Raw genomic sequence first — 13,903 nt, forward strand, 5'->3', positions numbered from 1 at the left:
CTCTCTCAGGGATGTTCGTTATACTATATCTATAGGGTGTCAATTTTTTTCACCTGTTCAAGTCAGTCAAATCGCTCAAGCGTATTAAGGTGATATATTATAGTGTCCTTTAGACTTGCGCAAGTTGTTGGGTAGCGAACCCTCCTAAAAAATTCCACATAAAGATTTCTTCCCTAATGGAGGGGTTTAGAGTTGTTTATTAACTGTAATTCGAAGGCCGAATATGGTAAGAAGGTATAGTATAGGTATAGACACGATAAAATGTATTTATCTTTTTTGTGGTGAAAGTGAACTAAGTATTTCATTTATCGATAACTCTGCTCCACAGATTACTTCATCGCTGGCTCCATAGTATAGTTGTAGTTTATCTCCAAACACCAGGTGCCCACTTGTGAAAATCACGTTGTTGAAAAGGCCAGTTAATTCATAAGGCTCAGTGGGCTCCATAAGAGGTGAATCACTTCGGGCAATTACCTGTGAAGGGTTTGTGAGATCAAGTAATAACGCACCAAGACAATAGCGATTTTGCTCATCGGCTCCATGATAGATTGCGAGCCATCCGTGAGGAGTCAGGATCGGTGAGCAACCCGCGCCCACCCGGGCACTATCCCACATGCCTTCACGCGTTTTGGCAATGCACTTGTGATGCCCCCAATGGATAGTGTCAGGAGATTCGGCGATCCATATATAGTTCTCGCCAAGCTCATGAGTGCCGGGACGATGTAGTGCAAAATACCGGTCCCTGATCTTTTCCTCAAAAATTGTAAAGTTACTGTTATAGGGAGGTAAGATCATTCCTTTGCGATCGAAGCGTTTCCAATCGCGGGTCTGTATGAGTCCAACACCTACGCCACTGGACGATACCATGGTATAGGTCAGGTAAAATATTCCATTGATCTCGGTGACACGACAATCTTTAATTCCATACTCCTCCAGTTCACCGTCACCGAAAATAGGATCATAGTCCTCTGCAACCGAGAAATTTTCTCCATCGTCACTACACATCAGTCTAAGGTGTGAAAGTGAGGTGGGATAGTTGTCTCCTTTATAATGAATTACTCGAGAATCAGAAAAATCAAAGTGTGGATCACTTTTCGAAAACTCAAGAATTTGTATTTCACCATCCTGCTGTCTGGCAACTCGAATGATGTCGTCGGTTTGTTTGGGACGCTCGGTGACGCATACGAGTAACCATTTTTTTTTGGCAAATCTGAATACACCAGGGCTACCCAAGCATTCGACAACCATGTCTTCTCTACTTGGCTTTAGATTTTTTGCAGTAAGCAATGGGTTTTGTTCAAACCTCATGGCCAAGTCAGCTATAGATATTTCGTTCATAATTTTTCAACAGTGCGTGCGTTTACTTTCGAGTTTAGATAAGAATTCGAGTTAGCTGTTTGTCTTCTCAGGTATCGTACGTTTGAACGGATTCGAGTATAGCATTTTACCTGAGGGTTAACTGACGCACAGTATTTGGTTTAAATAAGAAAAATCAGGTTAAGAATGCTAAAAACAAAAAGGACCTTCCGATCTTTTTTTAGGCTGACAAGTCATGTAGTAGAACGGATATGCCTTTTGCTGTTCGATATATATACCTAGAAGACCGAAGCGATCTCCTTGTGGCAAAATCCATTACGAAACCCTGGTCAGCGCCAGTATTATTTTTCCCATAGCGCTCAACGCTGGCCTAAAGTACATCGCCAGAGAGTTGTTTCGGCTACATTTTTCCTGAAAATAGTTGCATTCATTACAGGTGAATGTTGGCACAGATATATATCTGGGTTAAAGATCCTCCAGATTCCCCATGCGCTTGGCTTTAAGCTTTTTAAAGAAGGAAGGCGTAAGTCCGGTTATCTTCTTGAATTGATTTGATAAATGAGCTGTACTGCTGTAATGAAGCTTGTAAGATATTTCGGTGAGGTTTAGCTCATCATAGAGCAATAGTTCCTTTACCCGCTCAATCTTGTGAAGGATGATGAAATGTTGTATGGTAATACCCTTCACTTCCGAAAATAAATTGGACAGGTAGGTATAGTCATAATGTAATTTTTCGCTGATATAGTTAGAGTAGTTTACATTGGGCAGTTCATCCGAATAATGTATCATTTCGATGATCAAAGTTTTAACGCGGTCAATGAGAATGCTCTTTTTATCGTCGAGTAATTCGAGTCCGGAGTAACGTAGGTTTTCGTTCAATGTGCTGCGTTGTTCGGGAGTGGGGGATTCGGTTGTCTCCACTACGCCTAAATCCAGGGCCGTATAGTGTATTCCCAGTTTTTCCAATGCTTCTTTCACAACCAATTTACATCGAAGGCTGACCATATATTTGATGTAAAGTTTCATTAACGATTGCTTTTTCTATTCGAAAGAATGTCCAGTATTGCCACTCATACCATTTCCGTCAGAAGTCAATCAACGATGATATAATATTTCAAGCAGGCGGGTCAACAACAAGATGATAGGTCGGCAGGAAGATGGTAAATACAGCGCCAACGTTGACAATTCCACGTGCAAAAATAAATCCATCGTGCTCCTCAACTATTTTTCGGCAGATCGACAGTCCAGCGCCGGTGCCTTCGTCCCGGAGGTGTACCTTCTGAAAAAGCATAAACATTTTGGGAAGGTATTTTTCATCGAACCCTATACCGTTGTCATATATTCTGATAAAGAAATATTGTTGGTCTTTTCTCAGGCCAGTATACTTGGTTAACTCATCTTCCGTTGCCAGGGCAGAAATAATGGTAATTGCCGGAATGGCACTGGAGAACTTTAATGCATTGTCCAACAGATTCTGGAAGAGATGCTGCATTTTCATGGAGCTTCCATAGATCGTTGGAAGTACATTACTTCTTATGACAGCTTTTTTTTGGTCGATCATGGCTTTGCAATTAACAATTACATGCTTTAGTATATCGTTAAGATCTATATATACCGCAGTGCCTGTATTCTTTTGTACGTTAAAAAAATGTACCAGATCTTTTATCTGTTCTAACATGCGCGATGCTGAAGTGTTTATCTTTCCGGTATAATTTTTTGCAGCGTCAGTAAGATTTACATCTGGCATTAACAGCCGGTTTGAAAAGGTTACAATTTTACGCAAGGGCTCCTGCAAATTGTGATTTGAAATAAAAATGAGTTCCTCTAAATGCTCTTGGTATCTTTTTACATCGTGCTGTATGGAGCTTAATTCAATATTGCCTTTTCGCAATTCTTCGCGAGTATTTATGAGTTGTTGTTTTATATTCTGAAGCTCTCCCTGGATAACCACGTTATTACGGGGAAGTTCATTAATGGTATTGATTTCTCCATTTGATGAATATCGATGCACCTCAATCTCTTGGGTAAACAGTGAGGACAGGCGCTTTTCTTCCATACATTTTGTATAATTTGCTAGTAAAAGTTATAAGCTTGGAACCAGTGTGGCTTGAAGTAGGTTGTGCCATTGGCTGATTCGAAGTGATATGTAATTCAGTTACGCTTTTCAATTGCTGGCTCTCTATACACTACGATCCAGCAACGTGAATATCTTCATGCTATCCTTCATTCCAGTGTTATACGTCAGCATGGTCTCCCAATAGCTACACGACACAAGCTAAGTAAGGCATCACCTACAAGGTTTACACAATACTTGCAAAATGTTACATAAATCCTTGATTTAACGCTGCACGATGATCACGAACCTGGCTGTTTAGTAGTCGTAAGTCAGGTAATCTATGAAAAATGTAAAATCCAATATTCTATGTGTAACGTTTGGCTCGGTTATAAAAGCGATCTTTATCAAAGGCTCCCATATTCGTCAAACGAATAATATACTATCATGAATAATCCTATATATTTCAATTGCTTTTTTACCGATGATGAGGCAGAAGATACCGTGTGTACTTATAAAATTATGTTGTCGCAAAGTGTTCAATATCCGTTTGAACTATATAAGTTAATAAACATCGTTTCGGATCAATGGGAACACAGTTCCTCCCATGCATTGTTAATGGATGCCATTAAGATACTTACCTGTGAATTGTTTAGTAGGGAGGTTCGCGATGCTATACATCACGATCAAGTACTCCTCAATATCAATGACATTCTTGCGAAAATAGATCAAGGGAAAATGTCAATATCGATAGGGGCTATAAATCATAGAGAGTTTTTAATGCCCAGGTTTGATGTTGTTCTGGATGAGCTTCTACAAATGGATAAACCTGTGTTGAAGTAAGTCTCCATGTATAGCTTGCACCTTGATTGAAGCATTAAAGGAAGATCGCAAAATTTTCGTGTTATATATTAAGCATCGCGCTTTCCTTATCGTTGAAAGTGTTTAAATAGATCGATAGAAATATATAGGTAGCCTGGAATCACAGGCAGGATCAGTAAAGTAGAAAGCACTAGAAAAATGTTTGCATACTTTTCTCACCAGGTAATTTTTCGTTACTTTAAAAATTGTGGAACTCATACCGTGTGAAATGTTCACTGGCATGGTGTGCTTTCGGCTCATTAAATTTTAGACTTTTGTAGAACAAACCTGTAATATGGCCTCGAACCGTCTTTGAGGGTTATATAGAATCTTGACCCGACAACGCCTGCGAAATCACAAAATAACTTTTGGTACCGACGGGGTATAAGCGATTCAATTTTCTTTCGTTTGGACTCATCCTCCGACTCAATGGCAGCAACCACCTTGGCACTGATGTCCTCTTCACTTAAAACCGTAAGACCAGAATGTTTTAACTCTTGTTTGAAGAGCACCATGTTTTCAACGGAGTTACGAAAGTCTACCAGCAGCAGGTACCCGCCTGGCTTAAGTACGCGGGCAACTTCACGTAGAAACATTTTGACATCGCCATATCCATGACATGATTCTACATTTATTACAACGTCGATCGAACGGTCTGTCGCCATCAATGATTCGGCACTTCCCTGGACAAATGATAAGTTAGGAAGAGGGTGAAGTTTGCAGGCCAGTTCAACGGCATTTTTTGCTATATCCAAACCTGTATAATGAGTCGGTTTGAAGTTGCGTGCTATATATGCAGCACCACCGCCGCGGCCACTACCGATCTCCAGAATTTCTTTCCCTTCCAAAGGAGCTTTGCAGGCCAGGTAGTGATACATGTTGGCGGAATGTCGCTGATCTTTCACTGCGAAAGGTGGAACATTGTTTTCGGCTTCCGTAGGGTCGGGGATGTAGCCATAATTCATAAAATGCCAGTCCGCAGCAGGGATATACTTTGCCAAAACCTCATAGGTAACTTTGGCATTAAACCTTTTGAACCAGGCAAATTTTTTGAATGCAGAAATAATCTTGTTAACGACAAGCATAGGTGGCAATGGATTATAATGATATAGTTGAAATAAGCGCAAGTGAAGAGCGACGGGGGTAGTGATGGTTTTCGTATCTATGAAAGTATACTCATGTGGGTCGTTCTGTTGATCATGTGTGCCTCTTTATTTTCTTACAAGATACCACCTCTGCCGCGCATAACCAATATCTGTGCGTGTTGCAAAAGGAGAGAGCCCATGGTTGCCCGCATTGGAAGATTCACACAATAGCACTTCAATTGTTCTAAAGACCTTTTGAAATGCTAAATCAGTAATGGATGTAACTTTAATTGAAGCATTTGTAATACTTGTAAAAATGAATCAATCAACCTTTGGAGAACAGTTTGATGTATATTTTGGCTTTAATTTTAAAGGATGGATTGCGAAGATCTGTCCTTTATCTTTCCATCTGCGAGTTTCCAACTCGAGCAACTGTGATATGTGTAAGAAATGCTATAGGATCTGTAATACTTTAGATATTTACTTACCGGTCCTTTGTATGAAGATATAGGGACATAAAAATGAACACCTCACAGGAACAGTATTCAGCATTGGCAGATTCGAAATTTGAACTTGGAAAAGACGTGACCAGACGGATCGAGTCCACGCGCAGGCATGAGCTTGAGAAGGTTATCATAATTAAGAAAGGACGCCTGATTAAAAGACCGTAAATGTGTTCTAATAATGGTCAAGTTCTCATCACCGATTAAAGATAAGACTTGTTTCTCAAGCACCTGTAATAACGTAGGGGTCTTATCGAGTACAAGCATAAATGAATAACATGTTAAACAACCAGGAATCAGAATCAAAATCGCTGCCCAAAACATGGGTCGACCAAAAGGCTAATCTTAGAAAGAAGTTTACTGTGCTCAGGGATCCGGATTTAAATTATGAAGAGTCTGAGAAAACTGAAATGATATCAAAGCTTCAGGCTAAGCTGGGTTTAAGTGATGAAAGATTACTCTCCATTATGGAAGGCAGATAGCCTTACCGTTATTTACCATTAACTTAACCGATTTAAAGCTGACATGCCCTAGCAAGCATGTTAGCTTATTTTTTTACCACGACGCGAGAGAAAGGGGAAGCAGGAAACAATTCCAAACCTGCTCTCAAAACCATTCGTCCCTACTATCTCTGATGCAGCATTTTGAAACCATCATTTTCGTTTTAACTATTTTAATTTGTTTACTCACCGTAGCCAATAAATTCAATTTGCCAAACCCCGTCTTGCTGGTAATCGGAGGGCTCATCATCGGGTTTATTCCAGGGATGCCGATTGTATCGCTTAATCCTGAGGTAGTATTCCTGATTTTTCTGCCGCCGATTTTATATAACGCTGCATCCAATACTTCCTGGCATGACTTTAAATCTGAGATAAAACCGATATCTACGCTGGCGATTGCTCTTGTATTTTTCACCACACTAGCGGTTGCTATATTCAGTCATTGGATGATTCCCGGGTTCTCCTGGCCTCTGGCATTTGTTCTTGGCGCCATTGTTTCTCCTCCCGATGCTGTTGCTGCCACAAGTATTACCAAGGGCCTGGGCTTAAACAGGAAAGTGATTACTATACTTGAAGGTGAAAGCCTGGTCAATGATGCTTCGGCTCTCATTGCTCTTCGGTTTGCAATTGCAGCCGTTGGCACTGGAACGTTTATTTTCTGGAAAGCCGGAATTAGTTTTCTGACAATTGTTGCCGGAGGTATCGTGATCGGAGGGATAGTCGGCTATTTGTTTATCAACGTCCACAAGCGAATACTGAATAATTCCATCATCAGTACAGCCCTTACATTACTCACCCCATTCATATCGTATCTGGTGGCTGAGCACTTTGCAGCGTCTGGAGTACTAGCCGTTGTGAGCTCGGGTTTATTAATTTCCTGGCGTGCTTCAGATATATTTTCCTATCAAACACGCCTTCGAAACCAAGCTGTCTGGGATACACTCATCTTCCTGCTGAATGGTTTTATTTTTATACTTATAGGTCTACAACTACCAGAGATCTTGCGAGACCTTTCGCGCTTCAGTGTGCTCGAATTGACTACCTATGGGCTTATCGTAAGTGCTGTAACGATAGCGGTGAGAATACTTTGGGTGTTTGCTGCAGCCTTTTCATCACGGGGCAAGACTGTCGATAAAGATGTAAACACGTGGAAGAACGTGGCCATTGTAGCCTGGTCCGGAGGACGCGGTGTAGTATCGCTGGCCACAGCACTGGCCATTCCATTAACGATCAATGCGCAGTTATTTCCACTGCGTTCGCTAATTCTGTTTCTTACCTTCGTTGTGATTTTTGTGACGCTGGTCATTCAGGGGTTATCACTTCCATTGCTTATAAAAATGTTGGGAGTAAAACCTCACATTTCGTCAGATTCTGAAGAAAGAGATTTGCGTCTTCTGCTTGCCAGCAGCACGATTAGCTTTATTGATAATGACTTTCCATTTGTTCTGAATTCCGTTTGCCAGGTTCAAATAAAAAAGCCCCATCTTGATGTAACTGATTTGCTGTCCTCAGAACGGGAGGAGCACCTGCCTGCCACAGACAAGTCAGCTCAATCCAACCTTCTGGCTGCACAAATGGAGATACGAAAATTCCAACGCAAGTTTCTCAGCCGATGTTAGAAAGATAAAATCTTCAGCCAGGCAGTGTTACGAAGGCTGGAACGAGAACTGGATTTAACGGATTTGCAGTTGAGTTCCAAAGTACAAAAGCGAAAGTAAACATCGCCGTAATGGATATTATGCCAAAGAGTAAAAGATATTGGCTCATAGTTGATTTTCAAAAGGCAGATGCATCGATCTACCGGCGTGAGAGAAGCTCTTCGGTGTGAACTCCCTGGAAGAGTAATGATACATACCACTTTGAGAGGGTCTATTCCACGAAGAACTGCTCAGGATTTTATATATGTTTTCCAGGATCTCCTGGAGGGGAACCAGTATAATCCTATAGAGCTTCAGATACATGTTCATGATTTCTAGTTGTTACATCCATTAACAATGAGCGCAAAAAACAATGCTCCTTCAAACGTGATACTTTATCAGATCGAAAGTGTTATATAAAACCATAGAGTATTTACACATTTCACGGAAAGGTGATGATCGATCGTGTTAAACGGTAATATATACAGGGGAATTCTTGAATGTTGTGTTTTAAAATGAACGAACTTTCATATAGCCGATATTAATTAGATACCTTCCGACTTATTCTGAGCAAGGACCTTGTTAAACAACTTCCAGGCATACTATTTTCAATATCCACACAGATGAAGTTATATATCAAGTACATGGTCAGCCTCCGATGCAAGTTGTTGGTTAAGGAGGAACTTACGAAGCTCGGTATCAACCCGGTCTTCGTGGATCTTGGTATGGTTGAAGTTCCCGGGCAGATAAGTCAGCAAGACCATGATACGCTACGCGATAATCTTTTAAGATCAGGCCTTGAGCTGCTCGATGACAAGAAGAGTATCCTCATTGAGAGAATTAAAAACGTAATCACCGAGATGATCCATTATTCGGATGAGATTCCAACACAGAACTATTCAGACTATCTAAGTGAAAAGCTCGACTATGACTATACATATCTCTCTAATATTTTTTCGGAGGTGAAAGGTATAACCATACAGCACTTTATCATCATCAATAAAATTGAACGTGCCAAGGAGCTACTGCTCTACGATGAACTTAACCTGACAGAAATCTCTTATAAACTTCACTACAGCAGTGTGGCACATCTCTCCAACCAGTTTAAAAAGATCACAGGACTTACTCCTTCATTTTTCAAAAAATTAAAAAAGGCAAGAAACCAGAACCTTGAAAACATCTGAGTCGATGCTCCAGGCTAGCGGCGCCCGTTACGGCAAGATAAGTTGTTTCAATCGGAGAAGTTTATCTCGGCCGGTAGCAAACTTATGTTCTCAATCTTAACGACGACAAGTGCGTCTTGCTGAGATGTTTTGAAGAAGGGGAGAAGGGTAGGTATATATTGGATGATCTCTTTCAACGGTAAGCTATTTACCACGGGTCGCTATATCAATGCATGACTAACCCCGCTCTATTCAGAGTGGCTGCTAGTGTCCTCACGTGTGATATGTGTAAATGCAGGAGCGACAAGTGTAATGCTTTCCGTACTAGGGTGTCGGATCTTTATATCATAAAAACAAAAATTATGGAGACCACAAAAAAACAGAAAGAGCTCTTTACCATTATCGGTAATTGGGATCTGCAGGCCAAGCAATTGAAAGAAAAATATTCATCGCTTACCGATGAGGATGTAAAGTTTGAATCCGGAAAGGAAAATGAACTTATAAAACGGCTGGAAACCAGGCTAAACAAAAAACGCGACGAGGTTATTCATATTCTTAAAAAAAGCCGTGTTGAGAAAGTATAGCCCTGCCCCGCGCGGTGTATCAACTATACAGAAACAAGCCCTCAACCTTGTCTCTGATATTAAAAGAAAAACGAACCATGCAATGGAAAATCTAGAATTTGAAAAAGGTAAGCAGTTTATAATTGTTGAGATAACTGAATACATTCCGAATTCTGTCGTCATCAAGACAATCATAAAAAAAACAACCGGAAACGTAACGGTGGTATCCTTTGATTCGGGGGAAATGTTAACCGATAAAATTTCACCCTTCGACACATTTATTCAAGTGATCGACGGCAAGGCAGAAGTAATCATCAACGAGCAATCTACCATACTGGAAGTCGGTCAGGCCATCATTATTCCGGCACATGCCAGAAATTCCATTAAGGCAAATATTCGATTCAAGATGATTAGTACAATAATAAAAAGCGGTTACGATGAAATTACCTTGTAGGAAGCTATAGTGGTTCGTGTATACAACGCCTTCAGATAAATCAGGCAATGAAGAAATATATAATTAATGATACTGATGTTTTTCATGCTGCTAGCTACCCGATGGAAGCAGATGAATTACGCGTCATTCGAAATATACTTTCTACCCATGCCTGTGGTAACAAAGGTGAAATGGTAATATCATTTGCGAAAGACCACAGCCTAAAGAATGATTGGATACAAAACTGCGCTGTGCTGGCAAATGTGATTACGTCAAGAGATTTCAAGATTGCAAACCTGGAGTTGCTTTTTGAATCCTGCCGTGATCAGAAAACATTTCGCAGGAGTCTGGAAAATTATATTAGCGACTCATTACAATGAATGCCCTGACAGGAGGAGAGATCGAATAAAAAAAGAATATGACAGAAGTATGTGCGCCGGAGAAACAATGGCTCATTCAGAAAACGAAATTGAAACGGATATTTCATAACCTGAGTGAGAACGACTTTTGGTACGACTACGGTCAGAAAGAAGTAATGATGATGAAATTGCAGGTCAAACTTAATTTGAACAGGCAAACCCTTAATCGACTACTCGCCGAGTTGACGAAAGAATAATGCGGATGTAATTACCAAAATCTTATTCTGCGCAGGTGCTGTGCGAAGCGACTTAAGCTTTGAAATGACTATAGGTTTATATTCTTTGTTATAGAAGTTCGGGGGGATTGTGTTACTTTCTGATTAGTATATAATGAACATGCATAAGGCAAAATTTAATATGTCCAATTGCTAGTGCAAGCAAAAAAAGCATCATGTAATCATGATGCTTATAACAATCGTGCAATTACAGTTTTACTATAACACCTGATCTGTTTCAAACGGGTTTAATAATTTTCATTGGTATACCTACTTCTGCGGGTACTTTTCTGAAATAAAGAATTTGGTTTTTGTGGTTTACGCTAATCTCCGTTGCCATCACAAAGATGGCTTATGGTTGTACTCATATGTTGTAGATATACGGAAGTGTTTTACATAAATCACACATGACTTCTGCGGTTATGTCACTATGCTATACGCCGATGAAATTATATACTTCAGTATATTGGAGTGATAAATAAATATTGGATTTTAGCGCTACAACACGATGTGAGACATATGTAACAATGAAAGAGCATTCTATAAGGGATACCGTTCATAAATACCTCACTTTTGGTAAGTCGTATGAAGACCGTGTATTCCCATACATACTATATATACCTATATATGTACCAGGCAAATAGCAGTATCCATACCGACTTGTTGGCTTAGTCAGTATAGGCTCATTAAACAATTATTTATGAACAAGAAAATTTTACTTTTGGTATGCGTGACTTTCCTAGTCACGGGTTACAAAGCCAAGGCGCAAAGTGCGGCAATTGGTTTTCACATCACCGCCTCAGAATACGATGGTGATCTGAATGGAAATGAACATCATTTTTATAGTTTTAAGTCCCAGCAACTGGGAGGTGCTGTATCCCTGCAGCAATATCTTAACAGGTCTTTTAACCTGGTGGAGAAAGTGTCTTTCAACCAGGTTCGCTATCAGGATCGCCTGGAGACAGCGGGCGTGGATGCAGACTTTTATACGGCCAATCTGAAGTTGAAATATAAATTTAACAACGGCTATATTTTTAAAGAAGACGCGGCGATCTCGCCTTTTCTGGTGGCCGGCATCGGTGGCACATACATAAACTCAAAGCAGTATTCCAGTTTGAGCTCAGCGGACATTGTGGACGGCGAGTTTAAAGGGAATGTGGCAGCAGGCGCAGGGATTCTGTTTCAATTTAACGACCGGGTAGGGCTGGAGGTGGCAAACACCATCAACGCGCCTTTGTATGATGCATGGGACGGCGTGGACCAGGGAGGCAACGATTTATATCTGCAGCATAGTGCCGGTCTGATATTTAATCTCAGAAAACCAACCGATACCGACAAAGATGGTATATCCGATAAAAAAGATAAGTGCGCAGATACACCCGGCACAGCATCCGTGGATAGTAAAGGATGTCCTGTTGATACGGATGAAGACGGAGTGGCCGATTATATAGATAAATGTCCTGCATTGGTGGGTTCGTTTGTGTTGCATGGTTGCCCTGACAAAGACAAAGATAATGTTGCTGACAATGATGATAAATGCCCGGATGTTCCTGGTGTTGTACGGTTTGCTGGTTGCCCCGATAGTGATGGCGATGGCATAGAGGACTCCAAAGACAAATGTCCAAATTTAGCCGGACTGGATATTTTTGAAGGATGCGCCGATGGTGATAGTGATGGTGTTCAGGACTCCATGGACAAATGTCCAGATACGGAGAAAGGTGTTAAAGTAGATGCAAGCGGTTGTCCAGCCGACAGCGATGGAGATGGCGTGATCGACTCGATCGACAAGTGCCCATCATCCAAAGGAGAAGTGTCTAATAATGGCTGTCCGGAGATCAAAGAAGAAACTAAGAAGAGATTGAACTTTGCGACCCGCGGTATAAGCTTTGAGACCGGGAAAGCGGTGTTAAAAACTTCATCTTTTGCCATGCTAGACGAGGTTGTCAGTATCCTCAATGAGTATACGGATTACAATCTGAAGATGGGAGGGCATACTGATTCCAACGGATCAAACGCAACCAATCTTGCATTGTCCCAAGCACGTGTGGATGCCGTTAAAACGTATCTGACCCGTAAGGGTGTTGACGCTGGCAGAATAGAAGCGGTCGGATATGGTGAGGAGCAGCCCCTCGCCTCCAATGCGACCAGCGCTGGGAGAACACAGAATCGTAGGGTGGCGCTTTCTTTAGTTTTAAAGTGATAGGTGTTTTGTAGTTTCAGGAAGAATATACGGGGGCTATAACTCCTTGTGTATTCTTCTTTTTTTATCAATTCTCTCTGTCCATACGCTGGCATTTTTGCGTGACGCCATTTTTGGAGTTCGTGTATATCATGTGGCTAAACTCACCAGTCACACGCTCAATCGCATCGCCGTATTGTACTTCCCATATATACTTCTCATTTAATAAATGCATCTGATATAGCCCAACCGGGATATCAATTTTCTCTTCCAGGGAAGCGATTTTTCAGAGTCAGCAATCACATAAAGCTTCAAGGAAATCATTCGTCATTCGCCATCTATAGTATAAAATAGATATTGATAAAAACATTCCGAAAGATCGTTAGACTATATCATTGACTTGCGTAGGGTATAATTACAAATATAGGTGAATGTAATTTTTTCTACCTTTTGTTTACTAGGCTCTTTGCAGTGTGAAGATCGATGAGCTTGTTGCCCCTGTACGGACAAAACCGTGCGATCGCGGACAATGCTTGTGGGCGCTATAGTGGAATATACTGCAGTTAAAGGCTTTTCAGATTCTGGCATCATTATTAATACTGCATTTAGGAAATAATTATGCGGTGTGCATATGAAGAAGTATCAGCTGGGCGGTTTTGAAGAAGTTGTTATGCTCACGGTGGGCATACTCTATAACGATGCTTATGGTGTATCGGTAAAAAAAGAGATCGAGCAACGGCTGACGCGTAAAGTAAGCGTGGGAGCGTTGCAGAGTGCTTTAAAAAGACTCGAAGATAAAGGGTATCTCAAGTCGCACGAGGGTGAGGCAACACAGGAGCGGGCAGGAAGACCCAAGCGATATTTTGTTATTACGGCATTGGGCAAACGTTCACTTGAGCACACCAGGAATACACGTGAAAATCTTTGGAAGGCAATTCCGGAGATAGCACTAAATCCAAGATTTACCGACTAACC

General features: G+C 41.0%; 15 protein-coding genes. 11 read left to right on the top strand and 4 right to left on the bottom strand.

The annotated features are described in order from the left end of the window. Positions 1-267: 267 nt before the first annotated feature. The 3 genes from B5Y40_RS10680 to B5Y40_RS10690 all read right to left on the bottom strand — a co-directional run bounded on the left by B5Y40_RS10680 (position 268) and on the right by B5Y40_RS10690 (position 3,373). Entirely contained in the window at positions 268-1,338 is a 1,071-nt protein-coding gene (locus tag B5Y40_RS10680) for a glycoside hydrolase family 130 protein (protein WP_079686650.1), read from the bottom strand. A gap of 444 nt (positions 1,339-1,782) precedes the next feature. Continuing rightward, positions 1,783-2,343, bottom strand: coding sequence for a helix-turn-helix domain-containing protein (locus B5Y40_RS10685; RefSeq protein WP_079686651.1), 561 nt, complete (start codon positions 2,341-2,343; stop codon positions 1,783-1,785). 88 nt (positions 2,344-2,431) lie between these two features. Next, a complete protein-coding gene (locus tag B5Y40_RS10690) occupies positions 2,432-3,373 on the bottom strand; it encodes a sensor histidine kinase (RefSeq protein ID WP_079686652.1) in 942 nt (313 codons plus the stop codon). Positions 3,374-3,817: 444 nt separating this feature from the next. Here B5Y40_RS10690 and B5Y40_RS10695 point away from each other — a divergent pair, with 444 nt between their 5' ends. Then, positions 3,818-4,213, top strand: a complete 396-nt coding sequence (locus B5Y40_RS10695) for a hypothetical protein (protein ID WP_079686653.1) — start codon at positions 3,818-3,820, stop codon at positions 4,211-4,213. Positions 4,214-4,491: 278 nt separating this feature from the next. On the opposite strand, the gene B5Y40_RS10700 is transcribed toward B5Y40_RS10695, so the two are convergent. Continuing rightward, positions 4,492-5,316: a class I SAM-dependent methyltransferase gene (locus B5Y40_RS10700; RefSeq protein ID WP_079686654.1), complete on the bottom strand. Its 825-nt coding sequence runs from the start codon at positions 5,314-5,316 to the stop codon at positions 4,492-4,494. Positions 5,317-5,837: 521 nt separating this feature from the next. Between B5Y40_RS10700 and B5Y40_RS29600 the strand changes: the two genes are divergently transcribed. The 10 genes from B5Y40_RS29600 (at position 5,838) to B5Y40_RS10745 (ending at position 13,901) form a co-directional block, all read left to right on the top strand. Further along, on the top strand, positions 5,838-5,987 hold the full coding sequence (locus B5Y40_RS29600; protein WP_159453655.1) for a hypothetical protein: 150 nt from the start codon (positions 5,838-5,840) through the stop codon (positions 5,985-5,987). Between the two features lie 101 nt (positions 5,988-6,088). Beyond that, positions 6,089-6,301, top strand: a complete 213-nt coding sequence (locus B5Y40_RS10705) for a hypothetical protein (protein ID WP_079686655.1) — start codon at positions 6,089-6,091, stop codon at positions 6,299-6,301. 152 nt (positions 6,302-6,453) lie between these two features. Further along, positions 6,454-7,938: a Na+/H+ antiporter gene (locus B5Y40_RS10710; RefSeq protein WP_221408896.1), complete on the top strand. Its 1,485-nt coding sequence runs from the start codon at positions 6,454-6,456 to the stop codon at positions 7,936-7,938. Between the two features lie 641 nt (positions 7,939-8,579). After that, the gene (locus B5Y40_RS10715; RefSeq protein ID WP_079686656.1) at positions 8,580-9,140 is read left to right on the top strand and encodes a helix-turn-helix domain-containing protein; all 561 of its coding nucleotides are present in this window, start codon (positions 8,580-8,582) and stop codon (positions 9,138-9,140) included. Between the two features lie 341 nt (positions 9,141-9,481). Then, positions 9,482-9,703, top strand: coding sequence for a hypothetical protein (locus tag B5Y40_RS10720; RefSeq protein ID WP_079686657.1), 222 nt, complete (start codon positions 9,482-9,484; stop codon positions 9,701-9,703). A gap of 82 nt (positions 9,704-9,785) precedes the next feature. Beyond that, positions 9,786-10,136 carry a cupin domain-containing protein gene (locus B5Y40_RS10725; RefSeq protein ID WP_079687160.1) on the top strand — a complete coding sequence of 117 codons (351 nt, stop codon included), beginning with the start codon at positions 9,786-9,788 and terminating at the stop codon, positions 10,134-10,136. Between the two features lie 47 nt (positions 10,137-10,183). Further along, positions 10,184-10,495: a hypothetical protein gene (locus B5Y40_RS10730; RefSeq protein WP_079686658.1), complete on the top strand. Its 312-nt coding sequence runs from the start codon at positions 10,184-10,186 to the stop codon at positions 10,493-10,495. Positions 10,496-10,533: 38 nt separating this feature from the next. After that, positions 10,534-10,731, top strand: coding sequence for a hypothetical protein (locus B5Y40_RS10735; protein WP_079686659.1), 198 nt, complete (start codon positions 10,534-10,536; stop codon positions 10,729-10,731). Positions 10,732-11,449: 718 nt separating this feature from the next. Beyond that, positions 11,450-12,949 (top strand): OmpA family protein, encoded by a 1,500-nt coding sequence (locus B5Y40_RS10740; RefSeq protein ID WP_079686660.1) that lies wholly within the window; start codon positions 11,450-11,452, stop codon positions 12,947-12,949. Between the two features lie 610 nt (positions 12,950-13,559). Beyond that, complete coding sequence (locus tag B5Y40_RS10745) at positions 13,560-13,901, top strand: PadR family transcriptional regulator (protein ID WP_079686661.1); 342 nt, start codon at positions 13,560-13,562, stop codon at positions 13,899-13,901. Positions 13,902-13,903: the final 2 nt, after the last annotated feature.

Source organism: Ohtaekwangia koreensis, assembly GCF_900167975.1.
In the GTDB taxonomy this organism is placed as follows: domain Bacteria; phylum Bacteroidota; class Bacteroidia; order Cytophagales; family Cyclobacteriaceae; genus Ohtaekwangia; species Ohtaekwangia koreensis.

What these genes read in the sequence shown, in the direction of transcription:
- B5Y40_RS10680 (WP_079686650.1), bottom strand. Translation starts at nt 1,338, where the DNA reads ATGAACGAAATATCTATAGCTGACTTGGCCATGAGGTTTGAACAAAAC.
- B5Y40_RS10685 (WP_079686651.1), bottom strand. Translation starts at nt 2,343, where the DNA reads ATGAAACTTTACATCAAATATATGGTCAGCCTTCGATGTAAATTGGTT.
- B5Y40_RS10690 (WP_079686652.1), bottom strand. Translation starts at nt 3,373, where the DNA reads ATGGAAGAAAAGCGCCTGTCCTCACTGTTTACCCAAGAGATTGAGGTG.
- B5Y40_RS10695 (WP_079686653.1), top strand. Translation starts at nt 3,818, where the DNA reads ATGAATAATCCTATATATTTCAATTGCTTTTTTACCGATGATGAGGCA.
- B5Y40_RS10700 (WP_079686654.1), bottom strand. Translation starts at nt 5,316, where the DNA reads ATGCTTGTCGTTAACAAGATTATTTCTGCATTCAAAAAATTTGCCTGG.
- B5Y40_RS29600 (WP_159453655.1), top strand. Translation starts at nt 5,838, where the DNA reads ATGAACACCTCACAGGAACAGTATTCAGCATTGGCAGATTCGAAATTT.
- B5Y40_RS10705 (WP_079686655.1), top strand. Translation starts at nt 6,089, where the DNA reads ATGAATAACATGTTAAACAACCAGGAATCAGAATCAAAATCGCTGCCC.
- B5Y40_RS10710 (WP_221408896.1), top strand. Translation starts at nt 6,454, where the DNA reads ATGCAGCATTTTGAAACCATCATTTTCGTTTTAACTATTTTAATTTGT.
- B5Y40_RS10715 (WP_079686656.1), top strand. Translation starts at nt 8,580, where the DNA reads ATGAAGTTATATATCAAGTACATGGTCAGCCTCCGATGCAAGTTGTTG.
- B5Y40_RS10720 (WP_079686657.1), top strand. Translation starts at nt 9,482, where the DNA reads ATGGAGACCACAAAAAAACAGAAAGAGCTCTTTACCATTATCGGTAAT.
- B5Y40_RS10725 (WP_079687160.1), top strand. Translation starts at nt 9,786, where the DNA reads ATGGAAAATCTAGAATTTGAAAAAGGTAAGCAGTTTATAATTGTTGAG.
- B5Y40_RS10730 (WP_079686658.1), top strand. Translation starts at nt 10,184, where the DNA reads ATGAAGAAATATATAATTAATGATACTGATGTTTTTCATGCTGCTAGC.
- B5Y40_RS10735 (WP_079686659.1), top strand. Translation starts at nt 10,534, where the DNA reads ATGACAGAAGTATGTGCGCCGGAGAAACAATGGCTCATTCAGAAAACG.
- B5Y40_RS10740 (WP_079686660.1), top strand. Translation starts at nt 11,450, where the DNA reads ATGAACAAGAAAATTTTACTTTTGGTATGCGTGACTTTCCTAGTCACG.
- B5Y40_RS10745 (WP_079686661.1), top strand. Translation starts at nt 13,560, where the DNA reads ATGAAGAAGTATCAGCTGGGCGGTTTTGAAGAAGTTGTTATGCTCACG.